Raw genomic sequence first — 17142 nt, 5'->3', positions numbered from 1 at the left:
GCGTTGTCACAGGACGTGACGCTCGTAGCCGAACTTCCTTCTTTTAAGGCGCTTGCGCTTTTCTTATATTGGCATAAAATCTCATAAAACAGCATTAGCAAAGACTCGGATGCAAGCGGGTTTTCTGCTCATTACCTTAAAATAAAAAAGCAGAAAGACTTTATATGTAAGGTTACTTTACGTAGAAAATCAGATCTTCTCGTATATTGAGAGAGTTATATTTTTTTTGGGAAAAAATTATGAGAATATTTGAACATAAATAAACAGCCCATTTATAAACACAGCATAAATACCGGGCTGTTTTAAAGGAGGCAGACAAGATGTGCGGTATCGGAGGAATCATTTACAAGAATTCAGTGCATGAAAAGAGAACGGGAGAAGTCGTTCTTAACATGCTCAAAAGCTTATACAGAAGGGGGCGAGATTCTACCGGTGTCGCTTTATTACACCCAAAACAAGAAAACGTTCTTTATCTTTCTGTTAATTATGAGAAAGAAAGAAATGGAGAAAGAGTTATTTCTTATTTAGAAAGTGTATCTGATGTACAACGTGTTTCCAACCATGGAAGCTATGTAAGAGTGAAAATTTGGTACAGAGGGGAAGCAAGCGAACTTATTGATGGTATAAACGCCATGGATCAAGATATTTCTGTTGCAAATATAGGGGAACAAATTGAAATTTTGAAACATTTGGGAGGAGCAAATAATTTAGAGGAGCAATACCAATTATCAGAGTATAACGGCACCGTTGCTATAGGACACACACGTATGGCGACAGAAAGTAAAGTAGATATTTCTCATTCTCAACCTTTAGTCTGTCAATACGGACAAGATCTCACCATTATTCATAATGGACATGTGACAAACTATGTCGCCTTGCGAAGTCATTATGAAAAGAAGGGATATTCATTTTCAACCGGAAACGATTCTGAAGTTATAGCTGTGTATTTAACAGAACAGATGGCTAATGGGCTTAGTCTACAACAAGCGATGGAGGAATCGCTCCTTGAATTAGATGGATCATTCAGCTATATAGCTTTAACGAAAGATACCGTAGGACTGGCAAAAGAACCTTTTGGTATGAAGCCGATGGTGATTGCAGAAACCGATGACTTCGTAGCCTTTGCATCAGAAAACCAGGCGATTACAAGTGGTTTTCATCAACAATTAAATGTTTGGGAGCCTGGGCCAGAGGAGGTCTTTATATGGAATCTATAAAAGAAAAGGTCATTATTGATTGTGAAACGACTTCTCTTAAGCAAATTAATCAGAAAATAAGAGACGCAGTAAAGGATAAAGTTCCTGAAGTTATCATTGAAAACCCGTGGGCCAGTCATAATCTTGGGGTCGGTATTACTGAATCTATCCATATTATATATAAAGGGGACGTTGGCTACTATGCACTCAGCCTATGTGATAAAGTCACCGCTAAAGTAGAAGGAAATGCTGGATGGGCGATTGGGGAAAATCTTATGGACGGCGAGATTATCGTAGAAGGAAATACAGCCTCTGCCTGTGGTGCTTCGCTTAGAGGAGGGACAATAGCTGTAAAAGGAAGCTCAGGTGCGCGTGCAGGTATAGGAATGAAAGGAGGAGAGCTGATCATTGGAGGAAATGCTGGATATATGACAGGTTTCATGATGCAAAAAGGGAGAATGATCATTTGCGGAAATACCGGTAAAGCACTTGGTGATTCTATGTACAATGGCACTATTTATGTAGGAGGAGAAATTGAAGAACTTGGAAATGGAACAGAAATCGTTGACCTTCCCCCTGCTGAATACAACATGATTAAAGATAGAGTGGAAACATATGGAATAACTGCACCTCCTTCTTTTAAAAAAGTGGTTTGTAATGGCAGGCTTCATAACTTTAATAAAAAGGAGTTTGGGATATGGAAAGAGATATTATAAGGAAAAGCAAAGTATGGAGTCCTGAAAAAATAGAAGAGATCCAAGAAAAATCTGACCTGGGTCGTTACCGTATTCGAGGCCAGGCTACAAAGCGGGCCGATCTGCCTTCGTTTGATGATCTTGTCTTTACTCCTGCCGGGTTATCACGTGTCCCGCTCGAGGGATACCGGGAGCGCTGCGATACGGAAGTAATCATTGGAGAAGGAAAGGTAAAGCGCCCTCTCGTTCTCGATACACCCATAATGGTTGCAGGGATGAGCTTTGGAGCTATTAATGCCCATGCAAAGGAGGCACTTGGCATAGCCGCAACCCGCACAGGTATAAGTACATGTACAGGTGATGGCGGCATGCATCCGGTTGAAAGAGAAGCCTCCGAAAAATTAGTCTATCAGCTTCTTCCAAGTCGTTATGGTTTAAACCCATATGATTTGCAAAAAGCAGATGCTATAGAGATCGTGGTAAGTCAAGGAGCAAAACCTGGAACAGGAGGGACATTGCTAGGACAGAAAGTTTCAGAGGAAGTAGCTCATATGCGCGATCTTCCTCCTGGTGTAGACCAGCGCAGCCCGTGCCGTCATCCAGATTGGATGGGACCAGATGATCTTGGAGTGAAAATGGAACAAATAAGGGAAGCGACCAATTATGAAGTGCCTGTCATGATCAAAATTGGGGCAGGCAGAGTATATGATGACACGAAATTAGCTGCAAAAGTAGGAGCCGATGCAATTGTGATAGACGGCATGGAAGGAGGAACGGCAGCTTCTCCTGAAATTCAATTGGATCACACCGGGATACCGACAGTGGCAGCGGTCGTTGAAGCAGCTGAAGCCCTACATGAAATTGGACTCAAAAAGGAAATAAAGCTGATTATAGGCGGAGGAATAAGTAACGGTGCAGACGCCGCTAAAGCTATAGCACTTGGAGCAGATGTAGTTTATATAGGGTCTGCCATGTTGATTGCTCTTAATTGTAACAAATCGCTTTATTTAGAAGATTATAAAGCATTAGGAACAGAACCTGCAGCTTGCCATCATTGTCATACCGGTAAATGTCCAGTAGGTATTGCCACACAAGACACTGACTTGATGGCACGGCTTGATCCGTTCGAGGCCGCAGACCGTGTAGAAAATTACATTAATTCTATTACGATGGAAATGCAGATTTTTGCCCGCTCCTGCGGAAAAAGTAAAGTGAATGCTTTGGATCCAACTGATTTACGTTCTCTGACGTTAACTTCTTCTTTGATTACAGGTGTGCCAATCGTAGGTATGGGACATCACAAACCTCATTATGCAGACTATGAAAGCAGCTCCGTTGAGCAAAATGTATTATCGCAGCTTCTTGTTTAAGATCATATCCCACGGAGAAAAGCGGCAGAAGAGAATCGAAAGGTCGATCAGTCACTTTTTTGATGAGGGTGTGCTGTACTTTACGGACATTAGCTGAACAGATTATTCATTATTACTTTTCAAGACGAACTATTTCAATTGATTTGCAGCCAATAACGTATGTAATGCCCGCTGAATTGTCCCCGGTATCATGGTGGATCAAAATAGAAGAAAATGTGCTGATAAATAAAAATCCCAGACAGTAAAAGCAGAAAAGACAATCATATGTGGAGGTTCATCCAGCGCCCGCTCTTATAAGAAGAAAGTGTCTTCAAAAATAGAGAGTAGCAGCACAAAAACCAGAAAAGAGGTGCTAAACCGATCCCGCTATGCACAAAAAGCTGTTAAGAGTTCCAGTTCCTCCATGCTGCACGGTCCTCACGGCAAAATTTTTTCACTGGGCGTCTGCTGCACATTACTACTCAAATGCCCTAAGAGTTCCTTACTGCAGCCCCTTTATAACAAATTTTTACAGGAAGGTGATTATATGATTGGTATAGCTGAGAGCAATACAGGGGTTATGGATAAGACGCGAGATCAAATCGAAATTGGCAATATTCAGTATCTTCTGGCTTCCTTTTCTGATATGGAAGGTACGCTTCGTGCAAAGCTGGTGCCATCTGGAAGACTATCTTCTGTTTGTGACAGCGGTGCAGGTTTTGCTGGTTTTGCTGTCGGAGACCTAGGGCACGGACCGTCTGATCCAGATATTCTATGTATCCCTGATCTTCGTTCCATGACTGTGCTTCCTTGGCAAAAAAATGTAGCCTGGTTTGCGGGTACCTTAACCGAAGATGGGACCTCTTGGCCTTTCTGTCCTCGTACCATATTATTAAATGTCATGGAAAAAGCGAAAAAAATGGGATATGAAATGCATACTGGCATTGAACCAGAATTCTTTCTTGTAAAAGAGAATGAAGATGGCTCTATCTCTCCCTCAGATAATAAGGATATTTCGCAAAAGCCTTGTTATCAGCAAGAAGCATTGATGAGAAACATTGATTTTTTAACCACTTTAATTGATTATATGGACGAGCTGGGCTGGTCAGTTACCCAAGCTGATCATGAAGATGCAAATGGACAGTTCGAAATTAATTTTGATTTTGCGGACGCTCTCACCTCTTCTGACCGCCAGAGCTTTTTCAGGTATATGGTGAGAAGTATGGCAGAAGAGAGAGGGTTAATTGCTACGTTTATGCCTAAACCGTTTTCCCATTTAACCGGTAATGGCAGCCACATGCATCTTAGTTTATGGAACGGTTCTAATAACTTGTTTGAAGATATTTATGATGGGAAAGGGTATGGCTTAACGGAATTAGCTTACAAATTTATTGGCGGTCTGCTTTATCATGCAAAAGCTATATCCGCGATCGTATGCCCAACCGTTAATTCTTATAAAAGATTAACAGCAGCGACGACATCTTCGGGTTCTACATGGGCTCCTAATTATATTGCCTATGGCGGTAATGACCGTACCCAGTTTATTCGCATTCCAGAGAGTGGCAGAATTGAATTTCGGGCCATGGATGGTGCTTGCAATCCATACTTAGCGACGGCAGCTATATTAGCAGCCGGGCTTGATGGTATTGAAAAAGATATAGACCCAGGAGAACCCTTTGCCGGCACAGACTCTATTTCTTCTAATCCAATAGAGAAAGGCAATATCCTGCCTACAAATTTAAAAGAAGCTCTGACAGCCCTTGAACAAGATGACGTCATCATCGAAACATTGGGGGCAGACTTTGTAAATACCTTTCTTCATAGAAAAAAAGAAGAATGGAGAGAATATCACCACTTTGTAAGCGCTTGGGAAATTAACAAATATTTAAAAGGGTGCTGAATTAAAAGCTTTCCAACTATGAGGGGATGATGAAAATAGAAAAAGAAGGACATTACGATGTCATTATCGTAGGAGCGGGTTCTATGGGAACGGCCGCAGGATATTTTTTAACAAAACAACACCAGCGCGTTTTAATGATTGATCAATATGCGGTTCCAAACCGTTACGGAAGTCATCACGGAGAAACTAGAATGCTTCGTTTTGGCTATGGGCAGGGAGAAAAATATGTAACACTCGTAAAAGCAGCGTATGAGCTGTGGATGGAACTGGAAAAACAGACAAATAAAAAGTTATTTTACAATACAGGAGCTTTAATGGTTGGGGCTGAAGATTCTGAATTTGTCGAAGAGTCAGTGAACAGCTCTATCAAGCATCATCTTCCTTACATCAAATTATCTGCAGAGGAAATAATGAAGCGCTGGCCGGGCATGCAAATACCGGATGATTATATCGGCTGCTACGATCCATTATCAGGATTTTTATTGAGTGAAGAATGTGTGTTGGCCTATAAAGAACTAGCGGTGGAAAATGGTGCTGATATCATAGAAAATCAAAAAGTGCAGCACCTTGATATAGGAGAAAATAAGGTGAAAGTCCACACGAAAACGGGTACTTTCACCGCATCGAAGCTAGTCATTACGGCTGGTGCTTGGCTGTCGTCTATGGTGGAAGACTTAAATATTCCTTTCCATGTAAAAAGAAAAGTGTTTGGCTGGTTTATTCCTAATGAAGGGGATCGTTATGCATATGAACATTTTCCATCGGTGGTGTTTGATACGAACAAATATGGACATTTTTATGGATTTCCAGATTTTAAAGGAAAGGGAGTGAAAGTGGGCCGCCATGATCAAGGGGAATTATGTGAAGCCGATACCGTGAATCGTTCATTCGGCGCTTATCAAGAAGATGAAGCCTATTTGCGAAATTTTCTAGGCAGCTTTCTTCCAGAGGCAAATGGAGAACTAAGAGAAGGGCAAGTTTGTATGTATTCTAATACACCGGATTCTGATTTTGTGATTGATTTTCACCCGGAGCATGACAATGTCGTGCTGGCAGGAGGTTTTTCAGGCCATGGCTTTAAATTTGCAAGTGTGGTTGGGTCGATTTTAGCTGATCTCGTAACGAAAGAGAAAACGTCTCATGATATATCGTTTTTTAACTTGGAGAGATTGAAAGGAATAAATGTAATAAACTAAAAATTGAAAGAAAGGAAGATTTAAATGAATAAATTAACATTAGCTGATGCGAAAAAAATAGTAGAAGGTGCGGAACAAAAATCTAATGAAATTGGAATTTCCATGGTTATTAGTGTGGTAGATGAAGGGGGGAATTTGATTGTTTCTCACCGTATGGATGATGCTTGGATTGCAAGTATAGACATTTCCTTGAACAAGGCCTGGACCTCTGTTGCTCTGCAAATGCCAACCGAGGTATTAGCTTCAGCAACGGGACCAAAGGAAGAACTTTATGGACTTAACACGACGAATAATGGCAGGTTAGTTGTTTTTGGCGGAGGGCTCCCTCTTATAAAAGATGATAAAGTAATTGGGGCAGTTGGTGTAAGTGGTAGTTCGGTTCCAAATGATATTAAAGTCGCTGAAGCAGCGGTGAAAGTTTTTAACGAAGAAATTCAAGCGTTGGCGTAGTTTTCTATTTCACAAAAAGTAACCGCCCTTTGATATTGGGGGGTTACTTTTGTGCTTTACGTTTAATCGAAACTATGAAGTGAAAGGCGAATTGATTAATTGAACGGGGGGAAGAAGGGTGGAAGTTTTTTATCTTACCTATCCATTGACACAACCCATACAGAGAGCTGCATCTTCAGTTGCTATTGGTAACTTTGATGGCATACATAAAGGCCATCAAGAAGTAATTGATACAGCAATTCGTTCTTCAAAAAAGCTTCATATAAAATCGAGCGTCATGACATTTCATCCCCACCCAAAAGAGGTTTTGGGAAGAAAAACGGATCAATCCTGCCTCACCCCAATGACGGAGAAATTAAAAGTGTTTGAAGATGCAGGAGTTGATATTTGTTATGTTGTGAATTTTGATGCTTCCTTTTCAAGAATAAGCAAAAAACAATTTATAAATACTTTTCTATCTAAGTTAAAAATATCGGCAATAACAATAGGATCTGATTTTCGATTCGGCAGGTTAGGACAAGGACAACCAATCGATTTCTTTCAATCTCCAATATTTTCTGAAGTTAATGTCATAAAATCATTGAACACAGACAATGAAAAAATATCGAGTACCTACATTAGAAAATTGATAAAACAAGGAGAGGTAGAAACAGCAAATCATTTACTAGGAAGGAGTTATAAAATAATAGCTGCCCCTTTTTCTGTTATAGAAAAAAGGCGCATTATGGATACTAGACTGTATTCTGTTCAATGTAAAATAAGTAATCATTTTACATTGCCTAATAAAGGTTTATATTCTATGCAGTTAAAGCGTAAAAACACGCCCTTTATAGGTATAGCTTCTTTTTTTCCCGGCACATACAGTGAAAAAAAGGCAGGTAGAACGATTGGGTTGGAATTAATAGGAACTGGCGATTTGGATTATTCCACGATTGACATATCATTTGTGGGAAAAGTTAGTTCGACCTTAGACAAAGACTTCCATCTTTATCAAATGTTCGAAAACCAATTATTACTTGCACTCTGAAAAGGTAGAAAATATAAGAAATCGACCGCAGGAAATATTTAGAATATTCTATCCATTGATGGTATTCAGGTTATGAAATAAAAAAGAAAGGAGTTACTGCTCTATGCACACAATAGACACCTTAAACTATGATGATTTTGAATTTATCATTGAAAATCATCACGTCTCCTTGGAAGACATATTCCCTGGATTTAATGAAAAAGATCGTGTGGGGGTTGTTGTTCGACAGGCAGGAGGCGGGCTGGGGGCAAGTGCTTTGCTCATGGCAGCATTAACTAGATTCTATGATTTTTATCGTCCACAGCTTGGTGATGAACCTGGTAAACTGCGGATCTACCCTGAGTTCTTTGTTTTTCATGTTGAGAAACGCCACATGAACCATACTTGGATGGATGTTTGGCCGCCACATAAAGAGGTGATCGTTCAAGAAGATGACCCAGAACAGATTCTAGAAACCATTAATGATCGAGGGATAACGAGATTACTCGTTGAGAACATGACTCCAACTGTATCACCGACGTTCTTAAGAGAGACCGTAAGCAGTGCAGAAAGCCGGATCATCAGCACTGTAGCTTATTCACCTACTGGACGTGTGAATCAGGGAGATATCAGAATTAATAGCTGCCCGGCAGCAGAAGATAATGTCCTTGCATCGATAAAGAGATCGGAAGAACTGTCTTCAGAAGAAAAAGAAAAAATATCTCAATCACGTCAACATCTTTATGTAGATGGCTGTATATCAGAAACGTATCGTCGCATCAATTTATCTGAGACCCTTCGCATGCTGAGCCCAGTAACAGAACCTGGGAGGACAACCCGAAAATACCTGAACATTCTAGGAGTAAATTAATCTAAGGTAAATGTTAAATTTATTTCGTTTGATAAAAGATATTCCTTTGTAAAAAATGGTGACATAGTATTTTGAATTTTCCCACTATTGAGTATAATCTCGTTTATATGTTTACTTTTTTATGAGAATATTTAAGTAATCAACGAAGACATTCTCCCCCCTGTGGAACCTTAGTTATTTAACTAAGGAGAACTTGGTGTAAGGTTTAAAGGCTTACGAAAAATGTCAAGACCAAAAATTTATTTGAGGTGATTAATGTGAGTAAATCAACCGTAACAGAGACAGCAAACTTTGATTTTTTAAGCAAAGAGCCAGGAGTACAATTGATTAAAGCTGGTACTTACAAAAAGAAGGAGTTAAACAATGTATTAGGACAGCCGGATTTGAAAAGTCAAATTATTGATGTTCCTGTTTGTTCAAAGGAGAAAGCACTATCGATGGGTTACTTTTCGATGCAAACGTCAGAAGATTTTAAATTCACTTACACTTATTTGGAAATTAAGGTGGTTATCAATGGGAAAATCATTATTCGTGACGACTCGGATAAAAAATATGTGGCAGAAGCTGGAGATGTATTGATTTTCACACCAGACACGACAGTTATTTTTGATGGAGAGAGTAATGGGGACGCCATTTATACAGGACATCGTCTTCCAGAAACGGCGTTTATGTAAGAGAAGTTCCCACGGGAGATAGCGGGCACGTTGGTGGAGAGGAAGGGGAAAGCTGCCCCCTTCCTAAATAAAAAAATAAGGAGTGAAGGGTGATGGCTGTAAATAACACTGCAGAAATGGAAGGGGTTATGGAGATTCCAAGGTGGTGGACATGCCCGCGAGGTTTTGACGAACTTCGTGAGAATGCTCATCGACTTGGAGAAAGCGAATTATTGAAACATTCAGCGGTTGCGGATCAAAAAAGTCTCTATCCAAGAGAAAGTTTAAAAGCCATCGCAGACGCTGGATATGGAGCGGTGACTCTTCCAATAGAAGATGGAGGGCTTGGAAGCTACAGAGCATTTTCGGTACTTGCAGAAAGTTTTGCCCACTACTGCGGTTCTTCTACGATGTGCTGGGTGATGCATACAGCAGCAGTGCATACCCTTTATGCAGCAGGAAACAAGCAACAGCGGGATCGGTTTCTTCCAGGAGTATTAGCTGGAGATATTGGAGCTTTGGCATTTAGTGAACCAGCAACAGGGGGGCATTTTTGGAACGTTGTAAGTGAAGCGCCAAGAGAGCAGGACGGATATTTGTTAAACGCAGATAAATCTTTTGTTACTAGTGCAGGAGAAGCAGATTGGTATATTCTCTGCACGAACTTCCCTGACACATTAAATTCCGACAAGTTAATGTTTTTAGTCGTAGAAAAGGATCAGTACGGCATATCGCATTTCCCTTTTAATGCTATGGGGTTACGTGGCAATTCAAGCGGCCCAATGAAATTTGAAGATGTAAAGGTACCGTTTGAAAACCGTCTCGGCGAAGAGGGAGGTATGAATGAATTTAATGATAATGTCATCGATCCCCTCTTTTTATTAGGAACTTCTTCCTGCTGGGTTGGTATTGCACAAGGGGCATTAAACGCGGCGATAGAAAGTGCTAAAAAGAAAGTACATGCGGATACAGGAAGCTCTGTTGCCGGCTACCAGGTTATTCGTCATGAACTGGCGAAAGCTCAAATCTCCATAGACAGTGCCCGCAGTTTACTATACCGCACTGCTGAATCGATGGATGAATGTTCCCGAAATGGACGGGAGTTAGCAGAGTGCTTGTATCCACTTTGGCAGTTAAAAACACATGCGGCTGATATTGTCATTCAAGTGACAAACCAAGCTTTGCAAGTGTCTGGCGGCAAAGGATACATTACTGGTCAAGTAGAGAAATTTTTACGTGATGGCAGGGCAGGGGCTGTAATGGGACCTACTAATGAAGTGCTGCGCGAGTGGATAGGCCGTACATTAATTGAAGTTCCATGGTTTGAATAATGATCTATTTTTTGCAACAGGGCACCAAAATATAAGATATGTAAAGGAGGAGGCAGCTTATTGAAAATAGAGTGAAGCTAGTTATATAGGTATGTTAAACATGAACCCATTCAAGGACTGACCAGATGATATCGGTACTCTATTATGCCCTTCGCAAAAATCTCTGCCGGTTTAATCAACATTAATAAGGTAATTTTATAGTTTCCGGAGATTTCGGCCGAATCGAATCTGTAATACTATATAGCGGTACATGTCTTTGTGAAATATTAAAGTAGCATTAGAATGAATGCTGTGATTGAGAATATTTTATTAAAGGTATTAAATAAAGAAAGGGTGTGACATCGATGAGAAAAAAGGGAGCAGCCGCAATAGATGTTCGGCGTGCTCTTCTTTTTTATAATGCAGCTATTGAGTTCTAATAAAGGATCTACTTCTAAACAGAGAACGTCGTGTGGGCAAAGCCAACGTAAAAAGTTAGTCCCTCCTGTACAAGCCAGTACGGTTATTACAAAAGCGGCGTACTTTTTCAAGATGTTTATGCTTTTCGTGATTATTTTTCTTCGCTTTCCATTATACCTTCTTCTTCGGGCGGAATGTCAGCCTCTCGATCTTCTTCTATTTCTCCAACCACCGTTCCTTCCACAAATGCGTCGGCCACCTGTTCCTGTGGTGCTGGAAACTCTCGCCACTCTTCTTCTTGCGCGTCATTTGTTCTTGGTGGGCGTTTTTCTCGTTCCATTTTAATCCTCCTTCATAAATGATATCTCTAATTTGTGCAGAATCGAGACGTTTTATAAGCTTTAAAGGTTTTCCTTTGAAAGTATTTATGCTAATGTGAAAAGAGATATAAGAACAGAGCAGCAAATGAAAATAAAATAGCTTCCACACTAGGGGTGCTAGAAAATAGCTGAGAGGGATTTTGTTATCCTAACCCTGGAACCTGAACTAGTTAGAACTAGCGGAGGGAAGTGTGAGCGAGCATAAAATAAATGATAAAGCACAGCCTCAGATATGGGCTTGTTCATTTCTTTTATGCCCACAACCACTGCCACTCTTCGCTGGAGTGGTTTTTTTATTGGAATCACTGAATCCCGAGGGAAGAGCGTTGGAAAAGTGGGGAAGCGTTGAAAAAGAATAAGAAGAGCTGAATCAAAGAGGAGAAGAGCTGAACCCCAAGAGGAGAGCGCTCGAAAAAGAGAAGAGCTGAAAAAGGAGAAGGAAGCGCTGGAAGAAGGAAGAGAAACGCTGAATCAAAGAGGAGAAGAGCTGAATCTCAAGGGGAGAGCGGTGGAAAAAAGAGAAGAGCTGAAAAAGGAGAAGGAAGCGCTGGAAGAAGGAAGAGAAGCGCTGAACCAAAGAGGAGAAGAGCCGAATCTCAAGGGGAGAGCGGTGGAAAAAAGAGAAGAGCTGAAAAAGGAGAAGGAAGCGCTGGAAGAAGGAAGAGAAGCGCTGAACCAAAGAGGAGAAGAGCTGAATCTCAAGGGGAGAGCGCTGGAAAAAGAGAAGAGCTGAAAAAGGAGAAGGAAGCACTGAACCCCACACGAAGAGCGCTGAAGTAAAAAAACAGGACCTTATTTTTTAGTGAAAAGAAAGGACGAAAAGAGCATGGAATATATAAAATGTCGGTATTCAACCAGGCAGAAAGAGCGGCTGCCTTATGGTTAAAACAAACAATAATAACCCAAAGTCTGGTTCTCAACTGCACTTTCAACAAGTCTCTTTTCATTACGGCCAAGAATCTTCTTCTATCTTTCAACAGCTAAACGTGGATATCTGTAAAGGGGAATTTGTCAGCCTGCTTGGACCGAGCGGTTCCGGGAAGTCGACGTTTTTCAGGCTGGCGACGGGGCTCGAGAATCCTGCGGGAGGGCACATTTCTATTAACCAAAAAGAAGAAAAAAATCGTCTAGGTAAAGTAGGCTATATGCCGCAAAATGATTTGCTGCTTCCTTGGCGTACCGTATTAGAAAATGGCGTGCTTCCGTTAGAAATAAAAGGCGTGCGGAAAAAAGACGCCAGAAAGCAAGTAATAAGCCACTTAGAAAAGTTCGGCCTGGCAGGCACAGAGCACAAATATCCCCACGAACTATCCGGCGGAATGAGACAGAGGGTGTCATTTTTACGAGCAATGCTGAGCGGGAATGACATTTTGCTGCTCGATGAACCGTTTAGCGCTCTTGATTCTATGACTCGTTTTTCTATGCAGGAGTGGCTGCTCGAACAATGGAGCACCTGGCAGAAAACGCTGATTTTTATTACACATGACATAGAAGAGGCGCTGTTTTTATCAGATCGTGTCCTTCTTTTCACCGAGCCGCCCATCGAGAATAAGCTTGAAGAAGTGATCATTTCGTTAAGTCGTCCGAGAGATACAAACACCCGCAGTGCCCCTGAATTTATGGCATTAAAACAGGACCTGCTAAACAAAATGACGTCAAAGGTGCAGCTATGAAAAAGAAAAAGGTAAACAGCTGGCTTTCTTACACGGGTTCGGGCATTATTGTGGCACTTCTTTTCATCCTATGGGAAACTGGCGCGCGGCTTTATGATAAAAGTTACATTCTGCCCTCCCCAACAGAGATATTCCTTAAGCTGTGGGAATTACATGACATATTGTTTTTCGTCCATTTACCGGCTACGTTAAACATTATCCTTATTGGACTTGGCATATCTGTTGTATCGGGAGTAGGACTTGCTGTTTGGATGAACCAAAGCCAGGTAATCGAGCGCAGTTTTTTCCCGCTTATCATTACGTCGCAGACCATTCCGATTATAGCGCTTGCCCCTATTTTTGTCCTTTGGTTTGGTTATTCCATATGGAGTAAAGTAGCAGTTACTGTTTTAATTACGTTTTTTCCTATTACGGTCAGTACATTTGATGGATTGCGTTCGGTGAGCCGGGAATATGAAGAGCTGCTAAAAACGATGGGAGCGAGTTCTAAACAAATCTTTATGAAAGTAAAAGTGCCGTCTGCTCTTCCATATTTTTATTCTGGCATGAAAGTTGCGGTAACGATGAGTGTTATCGGAGCTGCTATTGGAGAATGGCTGGGGGCAAACGCAGGGCTTGGCTACTTTAGCCGCCGCATGATGACTCAAATGGATGGGGCAGGAGTCTTTGCTCCGATTGTTCTTTTATCTTTGTTAGGCATTTTATTATTTTTAGTTATAAAACTTTTAGAAAAAACGACAACAACAAAATGGAGTGATAAAGAATGAACAAAAGATGGTGGAAGGCAAACAAACGGAAAAATTTAGCATGGATGTTAGCATTTTCAATCACTGCGCTTGGAGCATGTAATGCGGATGAAAATAATGATGAGGACAATCAAGCAGGGGGTGAAGGATCAGAGGAAGAACTGCAAGAAGTAGACATCATGCTGGATTGGTATCCCAATGCTGTACATAGCTACTTATATACGGCACAAGAAAAAGGATACTTTGAAGAAGAAGGCCTTGATGTAAACATTCAGTTTCCGACAAACCCAACGGATCCTCTAAACATGGCTGCAACAGGCGAAGTAGATTTGGGAATTACTTATCAGCCGGATGTTATCACAGCACGAAATGAAGGGGTGCCGGTCGTTTCCGTTGCTGCTATCGTACGATCGCCGTTAAACCACGTTGTCCACTTAGAAGATGCTGACATTGACTCTCCTCAAGATCTAGAAGGGAAAAAAGTCGGCTATCCGGGTATTCCTGTTAATGAACCAATTCTTGAAACAATGGTAGAAGCAGACGGTGGTAACTTTGACAATGTAGAGCTGATTGATATTGGCTTTGAGCTTAATTCAGCCATTGTTACGGAAAGAACAGATGCTGTGGTAGGAGCTTATATTAACCACGAAGTACCGGTTCTTGAACACGATGGACATGAGGTTGATTATCTGAACCCGGTTGATTATGGAGTTCCTTCATTTTATGAACTCGTTATGGTTACTAATGAAGAAAATATCGATAACAACGTAGAAAAAATCCGTTCGTTCTGGGCAGCAGCTAAAAAGGGCTATGAATTTATGAAAGAAAACCCAGATGAGAGTCTAAACATCTTGCTTGACCATCAGGACCAGGAGAATTTTCCTCTAGAACGAGAAGTAGAAGAAGAAAGCCTTGATGTATTGTTAGACAAAATGGAAACAGAAGAAGAATCTTTTGGAAGCCAAAGTGCCGAGTCCTGGGAAGAAACGATGGAATGGTTGAATGAGACGGGATATATTGAAGAAACACCGGATACAGAAGATATTTTTACAAATCTAGAAGAATAAAAGAATGCGGGGTGGATCTAACGTGGAAAAGAAACTCCAGCCATTGTGCAAACAGGTGGAAGAAAGACAGGAAGAACTAGTGTCCCTTGTACAACAATTGGTGCGTTTTCAAACACCGAGCCCGCCAGCAAGAAACACAGAAGAAGCGCAGCAATTTATCGAGCAATTTTTACAAGACATGGACTTTGAGACAGACGTTTGGGATGTATATCCCGGTGATCCTAACGTAGTCGGGACCTGGAAAGGAGTAGATCCTGAAAAACATCAAAGCCTTATTATTAACGGACATATGGATGTCGCAGAGGTCGATAAAGAAAATGAAACATGGAAATACGGGCCATTTGAGCCAGTGGCAGTAGACGGCAGACTTTACGGCCGCGGAACAGCGGATATGAAAGGCGGTCTTGCTGGAGCGCTATTTGCGGTAAAACTGCTGCAAGAACAAGGCATAAGCCTGCCCGGAGATCTTATTTTTCAATCCGTTATAGGAGAAGAAGTTGGAGAAGCAGGGACGCTGGAATGCTGCAAACGAGGGTATAGTGCCGACTTAGCCGTGGTGGTGGATACGAGTGACTTGAATATTCAAGGCCAGGGCGGTGTCATCACCGGCTGGATTACGGTGAAAAGTCCGCAAACGTATCATGATGCTACTCGCCGAAATATGATTCATGCTGGAGGCGGTGTGAAAGGGGCAAGTGCTATTGAGAAAATGACGAAAATCATAGAAGGGCTGCAAGAGCTGGAAAAACACTGGGCTGTTACAAAATCTTACCCTGGTTTTCCGGCTGGGATGAACACCATAAATCCAGCAGTCATAGAAGGGGGACGCCACGCCGCTTTTGTTGCAGATGAATGCCGCCTTTGGATTACTGTCCACTTTTATCCAGACGAAGATCATGACACGGTAGCAAAAGAAGTCGAAGACCATATTCGCCGTGTAGCTGATGCGGACCTTTGGCTGCGAGAAAACCCTCCATTATTTGAATGGGGAGGGTTGTCGATGATTGAAGACCGCGGCGAAATTTTTCCTTCTTTAGATATCGAGGAAAGTGGTAAAGGAACAAAAGTATTGCAAACAGCACATCAAGACATATTTGGTGAAAAAGCGCCAATCAGCATGTCTCCAACCGTTACAGATGGAGGCTGGCTGGGTGATGCAGGCATCCCGACCTTAATTTATGGCCCGGGGGATCTTCAAAATGCTCACGCGGTGAACGAATCAGTCTCTATTGATCAGCTTGTTCAATTCACAAAAGTAATGATGTCACTCATTTATAACTGGTGCTCGACAGAAAGGGAGGAGGATTAATATGGTATTTAGCGAACGGCTATATGATAATGTCAAACCGATTTGGGAAAAGAATCATAACCATCCGTTTGTACAAGGAATGGGGGATGGAACACTTGATAAAGAAAAATTTCGTTATTTTATGATTCAGGATTATTTGTACTTAATTGAATACTCTAAACTGTTTGCGATCGGTGCAGCAAAAGCTTCCGACGTGAAAACGATGGGTGAATTCGCAAAACTCTTGGATTCTACTTTAAACACTGAAATGGATCTTCACCGCCAGTATGCCAAAAAGTTTGATATCAGTGAAGAGGAATTAGAAAACGCCAAACCGGCGGCAGTGACCGTGTCTTACACCCATTATATGCTGGCAGTCGGGCAAAACGGCGGTCTTGCCGAACTGGTTGCGAGCCTTTTGCCATGTATGTGGAGTTATGCGGAAATCGGAAAATCTCTTTCTCAGATTCCTGGAGCAAGTGGCCATGAATTTTACGGCGAATGGATAAACATGTATGCTGACAACGAATTTCAGGAGTTAACCCAATGGACGATCAACATGCTTGACCGGCTGGCAGATGGAAAACCGGAGCATGAGCTAAAGCACTTAGAGGAAATTTTCTTAAACACGACGCGGTTTGAATATATGTTTTGGGACATGGCGTACAAAGGGGAGATGTGGCTTACTGACTAATACGGATATAAAGAAGGGTTGGAACGGCCTCTTATAACCCGGATAATTGACACGTATAAAAGTGTGGATTATCCGGGTTTTTCTATGTTCTCCATCGTTTCTTCTAGTTGATTTATGAACACTAATCCTCTAGTCAGAATAACAATATATAAGTGTATTAAGGCCTTATGACGATGGTCTAACGACTCGTATAAAAAAGATTGATTTCTATTTACTGATATGGACAAACACAAACGGTTGGATTTAGG

Annotated in this window: 17 protein-coding genes and 1 riboswitch; of the genes, 16 read left to right on the top strand and 1 reads right to left on the bottom strand. The window is 41.4% G+C overall.

The genetic code is table 11. The annotated features are described in order from the left end of the window. The first annotated feature begins 320 nt into the window (after positions 1–320). The 10 genes from FZF09_RS19640 to FZF09_RS19595 all read left to right on the top strand — a co-directional run bounded on the left by FZF09_RS19640 (position 321) and on the right by FZF09_RS19595 (position 10647). Positions 321–1217 carry a class II glutamine amidotransferase domain-containing protein gene (locus FZF09_RS19640; protein ID WP_158738285.1) on the top strand — a complete coding sequence of 299 codons (897 nt, stop codon included), beginning with the start codon at positions 321–323 and terminating at the stop codon, positions 1215–1217. Next, positions 1205–1912 (top strand): GltB/FmdC/FwdC-like GXGXG domain-containing protein, encoded by a 708-nt coding sequence (locus tag FZF09_RS19635; protein WP_158738284.1) that lies wholly within the window; start codon positions 1205–1207, stop codon positions 1910–1912. Before FZF09_RS19640 ends, FZF09_RS19635 begins: the two co-directional genes overlap by 13 nt. Further along, entirely contained in the window at positions 1894–3261 is a 1368-nt protein-coding gene (locus FZF09_RS19630) for an FMN-binding glutamate synthase family protein (protein WP_158738283.1), read from the top strand. Before FZF09_RS19635 ends, FZF09_RS19630 begins: the two co-directional genes overlap by 19 nt. 526 nt (positions 3262–3787) lie before the next feature. Continuing rightward, positions 3788–5140: a type III glutamate--ammonia ligase gene (gene glnT / locus FZF09_RS19625; protein WP_199256832.1), complete on the top strand. Its 1353-nt coding sequence runs from the start codon at positions 3788–3790 to the stop codon at positions 5138–5140. A gap of 26 nt (positions 5141–5166) precedes the next feature. Further along, positions 5167–6336, top strand: coding sequence for an N-methyl-L-tryptophan oxidase (solA, locus tag FZF09_RS19620; RefSeq protein ID WP_158738282.1), 1170 nt, complete (start codon positions 5167–5169; stop codon positions 6334–6336). 24 nt (positions 6337–6360) lie between these two features. Next, positions 6361–6786 (top strand): GlcG/HbpS family heme-binding protein, encoded by a 426-nt coding sequence (locus FZF09_RS19615; RefSeq protein ID WP_158738281.1) that lies wholly within the window; start codon positions 6361–6363, stop codon positions 6784–6786. 118 nt (positions 6787–6904) lie between these two features. After that, on the top strand, positions 6905–7813 hold the full coding sequence (locus tag FZF09_RS19610; protein WP_158738280.1) for an FAD synthetase family protein: 909 nt from the start codon (positions 6905–6907) through the stop codon (positions 7811–7813). 103 nt (positions 7814–7916) lie between these two features. Beyond that, positions 7917–8663: a hypothetical protein gene (locus tag FZF09_RS19605; RefSeq protein WP_158738279.1), complete on the top strand. Its 747-nt coding sequence runs from the start codon at positions 7917–7919 to the stop codon at positions 8661–8663. A gap of 257 nt (positions 8664–8920) precedes the next feature. Beyond that, positions 8921–9337 carry a cupin domain-containing protein gene (locus FZF09_RS19600; RefSeq protein WP_158738278.1) on the top strand — a complete coding sequence of 139 codons (417 nt, stop codon included), beginning with the start codon at positions 8921–8923 and terminating at the stop codon, positions 9335–9337. Between the two features lie 92 nt (positions 9338–9429). Next, entirely contained in the window at positions 9430–10647 is a 1218-nt protein-coding gene (locus FZF09_RS19595; RefSeq protein WP_158738277.1) for an acyl-CoA dehydrogenase family protein, read from the top strand. Positions 10648–11197: 550 nt separating this feature from the next. Here FZF09_RS19595 and FZF09_RS19590 read toward each other — a convergent pair. Beyond that, positions 11198–11386 carry a hypothetical protein gene (locus FZF09_RS19590; protein ID WP_158738276.1) on the bottom strand — a complete coding sequence of 63 codons (189 nt, stop codon included), beginning with the start codon at positions 11384–11386 and terminating at the stop codon, positions 11198–11200. Positions 11387–11526: 140 nt separating this feature from the next. Then, positions 11527–11631, top strand: a riboswitch (TPP riboswitch). 303 nt (positions 11632–11934) lie between these two features. Here FZF09_RS19590 and FZF09_RS19585 point away from each other — a divergent pair. From FZF09_RS19585 to tenA, 6 genes are all read left to right on the top strand, one after another. Beyond that, entirely contained in the window at positions 11935–12159 is a 225-nt protein-coding gene (locus FZF09_RS19585) for a hypothetical protein (RefSeq protein ID WP_158738275.1), read from the top strand. Between the two features lie 145 nt (positions 12160–12304). Next, entirely contained in the window at positions 12305–13099 is a 795-nt protein-coding gene (locus FZF09_RS19580; protein WP_158738274.1) for an ABC transporter ATP-binding protein, read from the top strand. Then, positions 13096–13866 (top strand): ABC transporter permease, encoded by a 771-nt coding sequence (locus FZF09_RS19575; RefSeq protein ID WP_158738273.1) that lies wholly within the window; start codon positions 13096–13098, stop codon positions 13864–13866. The genes FZF09_RS19580 and FZF09_RS19575 overlap by 4 nt, the downstream gene beginning before the upstream one ends. A gap of 44 nt (positions 13867–13910) precedes the next feature. Next, entirely contained in the window at positions 13911–14912 is a 1002-nt protein-coding gene (locus FZF09_RS19570) for an ABC transporter substrate-binding protein (protein ID WP_158738293.1), read from the top strand. 4 nt (positions 14913–14916) lie between these two features. Next, the gene (locus tag FZF09_RS19565) at positions 14917–16221 is read left to right on the top strand and encodes an acetylornithine deacetylase (RefSeq protein WP_158738272.1); all 1305 of its coding nucleotides are present in this window, start codon (positions 14917–14919) and stop codon (positions 16219–16221) included. A gap of 1 nt (position 16222) precedes the next feature. Further along, positions 16223–16894: a thiaminase II gene (gene tenA / locus FZF09_RS19560; protein WP_158738271.1), complete on the top strand. Its 672-nt coding sequence runs from the start codon at positions 16223–16225 to the stop codon at positions 16892–16894. Positions 16895–17142: the final 248 nt, after the last annotated feature.

The sequence above is a fragment of the Alteribacillus sp. YIM 98480 genome, from assembly GCF_009765375.1.
In the GTDB taxonomy this organism is placed as follows: Bacteria; Bacillota; Bacilli; order Bacillales; family Marinococcaceae; genus Alteribacillus.
This window is presented reverse-complemented; position numbering and strand designations above follow the sequence as displayed.

What these genes read in the sequence shown, in the direction of transcription:
- FZF09_RS19565 (WP_158738272.1), top strand. Translation starts at nt 14,917, where the DNA reads ATGCGGGGTGGATCTAACGTGGAAAAGAAACTCCAGCCATTGTGCAAA.
- tenA (WP_158738271.1), top strand. Translation starts at nt 16,223, where the DNA reads ATGGTATTTAGCGAACGGCTATATGATAATGTCAAACCGATTTGGGAA.
- FZF09_RS19630 (WP_158738283.1), top strand. Translation starts at nt 1,894, where the DNA reads ATGGAAAGAGATATTATAAGGAAAAGCAAAGTATGGAGTCCTGAAAAA.
- FZF09_RS19595 (WP_158738277.1), top strand. Translation starts at nt 9,430, where the DNA reads ATGGCTGTAAATAACACTGCAGAAATGGAAGGGGTTATGGAGATTCCA.
- glnT (WP_199256832.1), top strand. Translation starts at nt 3,788, where the DNA reads ATGATTGGTATAGCTGAGAGCAATACAGGGGTTATGGATAAGACGCGA.
- FZF09_RS19580 (WP_158738274.1), top strand. Translation starts at nt 12,305, where the DNA reads ATGGTTAAAACAAACAATAATAACCCAAAGTCTGGTTCTCAACTGCAC.
- FZF09_RS19615 (WP_158738281.1), top strand. Translation starts at nt 6,361, where the DNA reads ATGAATAAATTAACATTAGCTGATGCGAAAAAAATAGTAGAAGGTGCG.
- FZF09_RS19575 (WP_158738273.1), top strand. Translation starts at nt 13,096, where the DNA reads ATGAAAAAGAAAAAGGTAAACAGCTGGCTTTCTTACACGGGTTCGGGC.
- FZF09_RS19570 (WP_158738293.1), top strand. Translation starts at nt 13,911, where the DNA reads ATGTTAGCATTTTCAATCACTGCGCTTGGAGCATGTAATGCGGATGAA.
- FZF09_RS19635 (WP_158738284.1), top strand. Translation starts at nt 1,205, where the DNA reads ATGGAATCTATAAAAGAAAAGGTCATTATTGATTGTGAAACGACTTCT.
- FZF09_RS19640 (WP_158738285.1), top strand. Translation starts at nt 321, where the DNA reads ATGTGCGGTATCGGAGGAATCATTTACAAGAATTCAGTGCATGAAAAG.
- FZF09_RS19605 (WP_158738279.1), top strand. Translation starts at nt 7,917, where the DNA reads ATGCACACAATAGACACCTTAAACTATGATGATTTTGAATTTATCATT.
- FZF09_RS19590 (WP_158738276.1), bottom strand. Translation starts at nt 11,386, where the DNA reads ATGGAACGAGAAAAACGCCCACCAAGAACAAATGACGCGCAAGAAGAA.
- solA (WP_158738282.1), top strand. Translation starts at nt 5,167, where the DNA reads ATGATGAAAATAGAAAAAGAAGGACATTACGATGTCATTATCGTAGGA.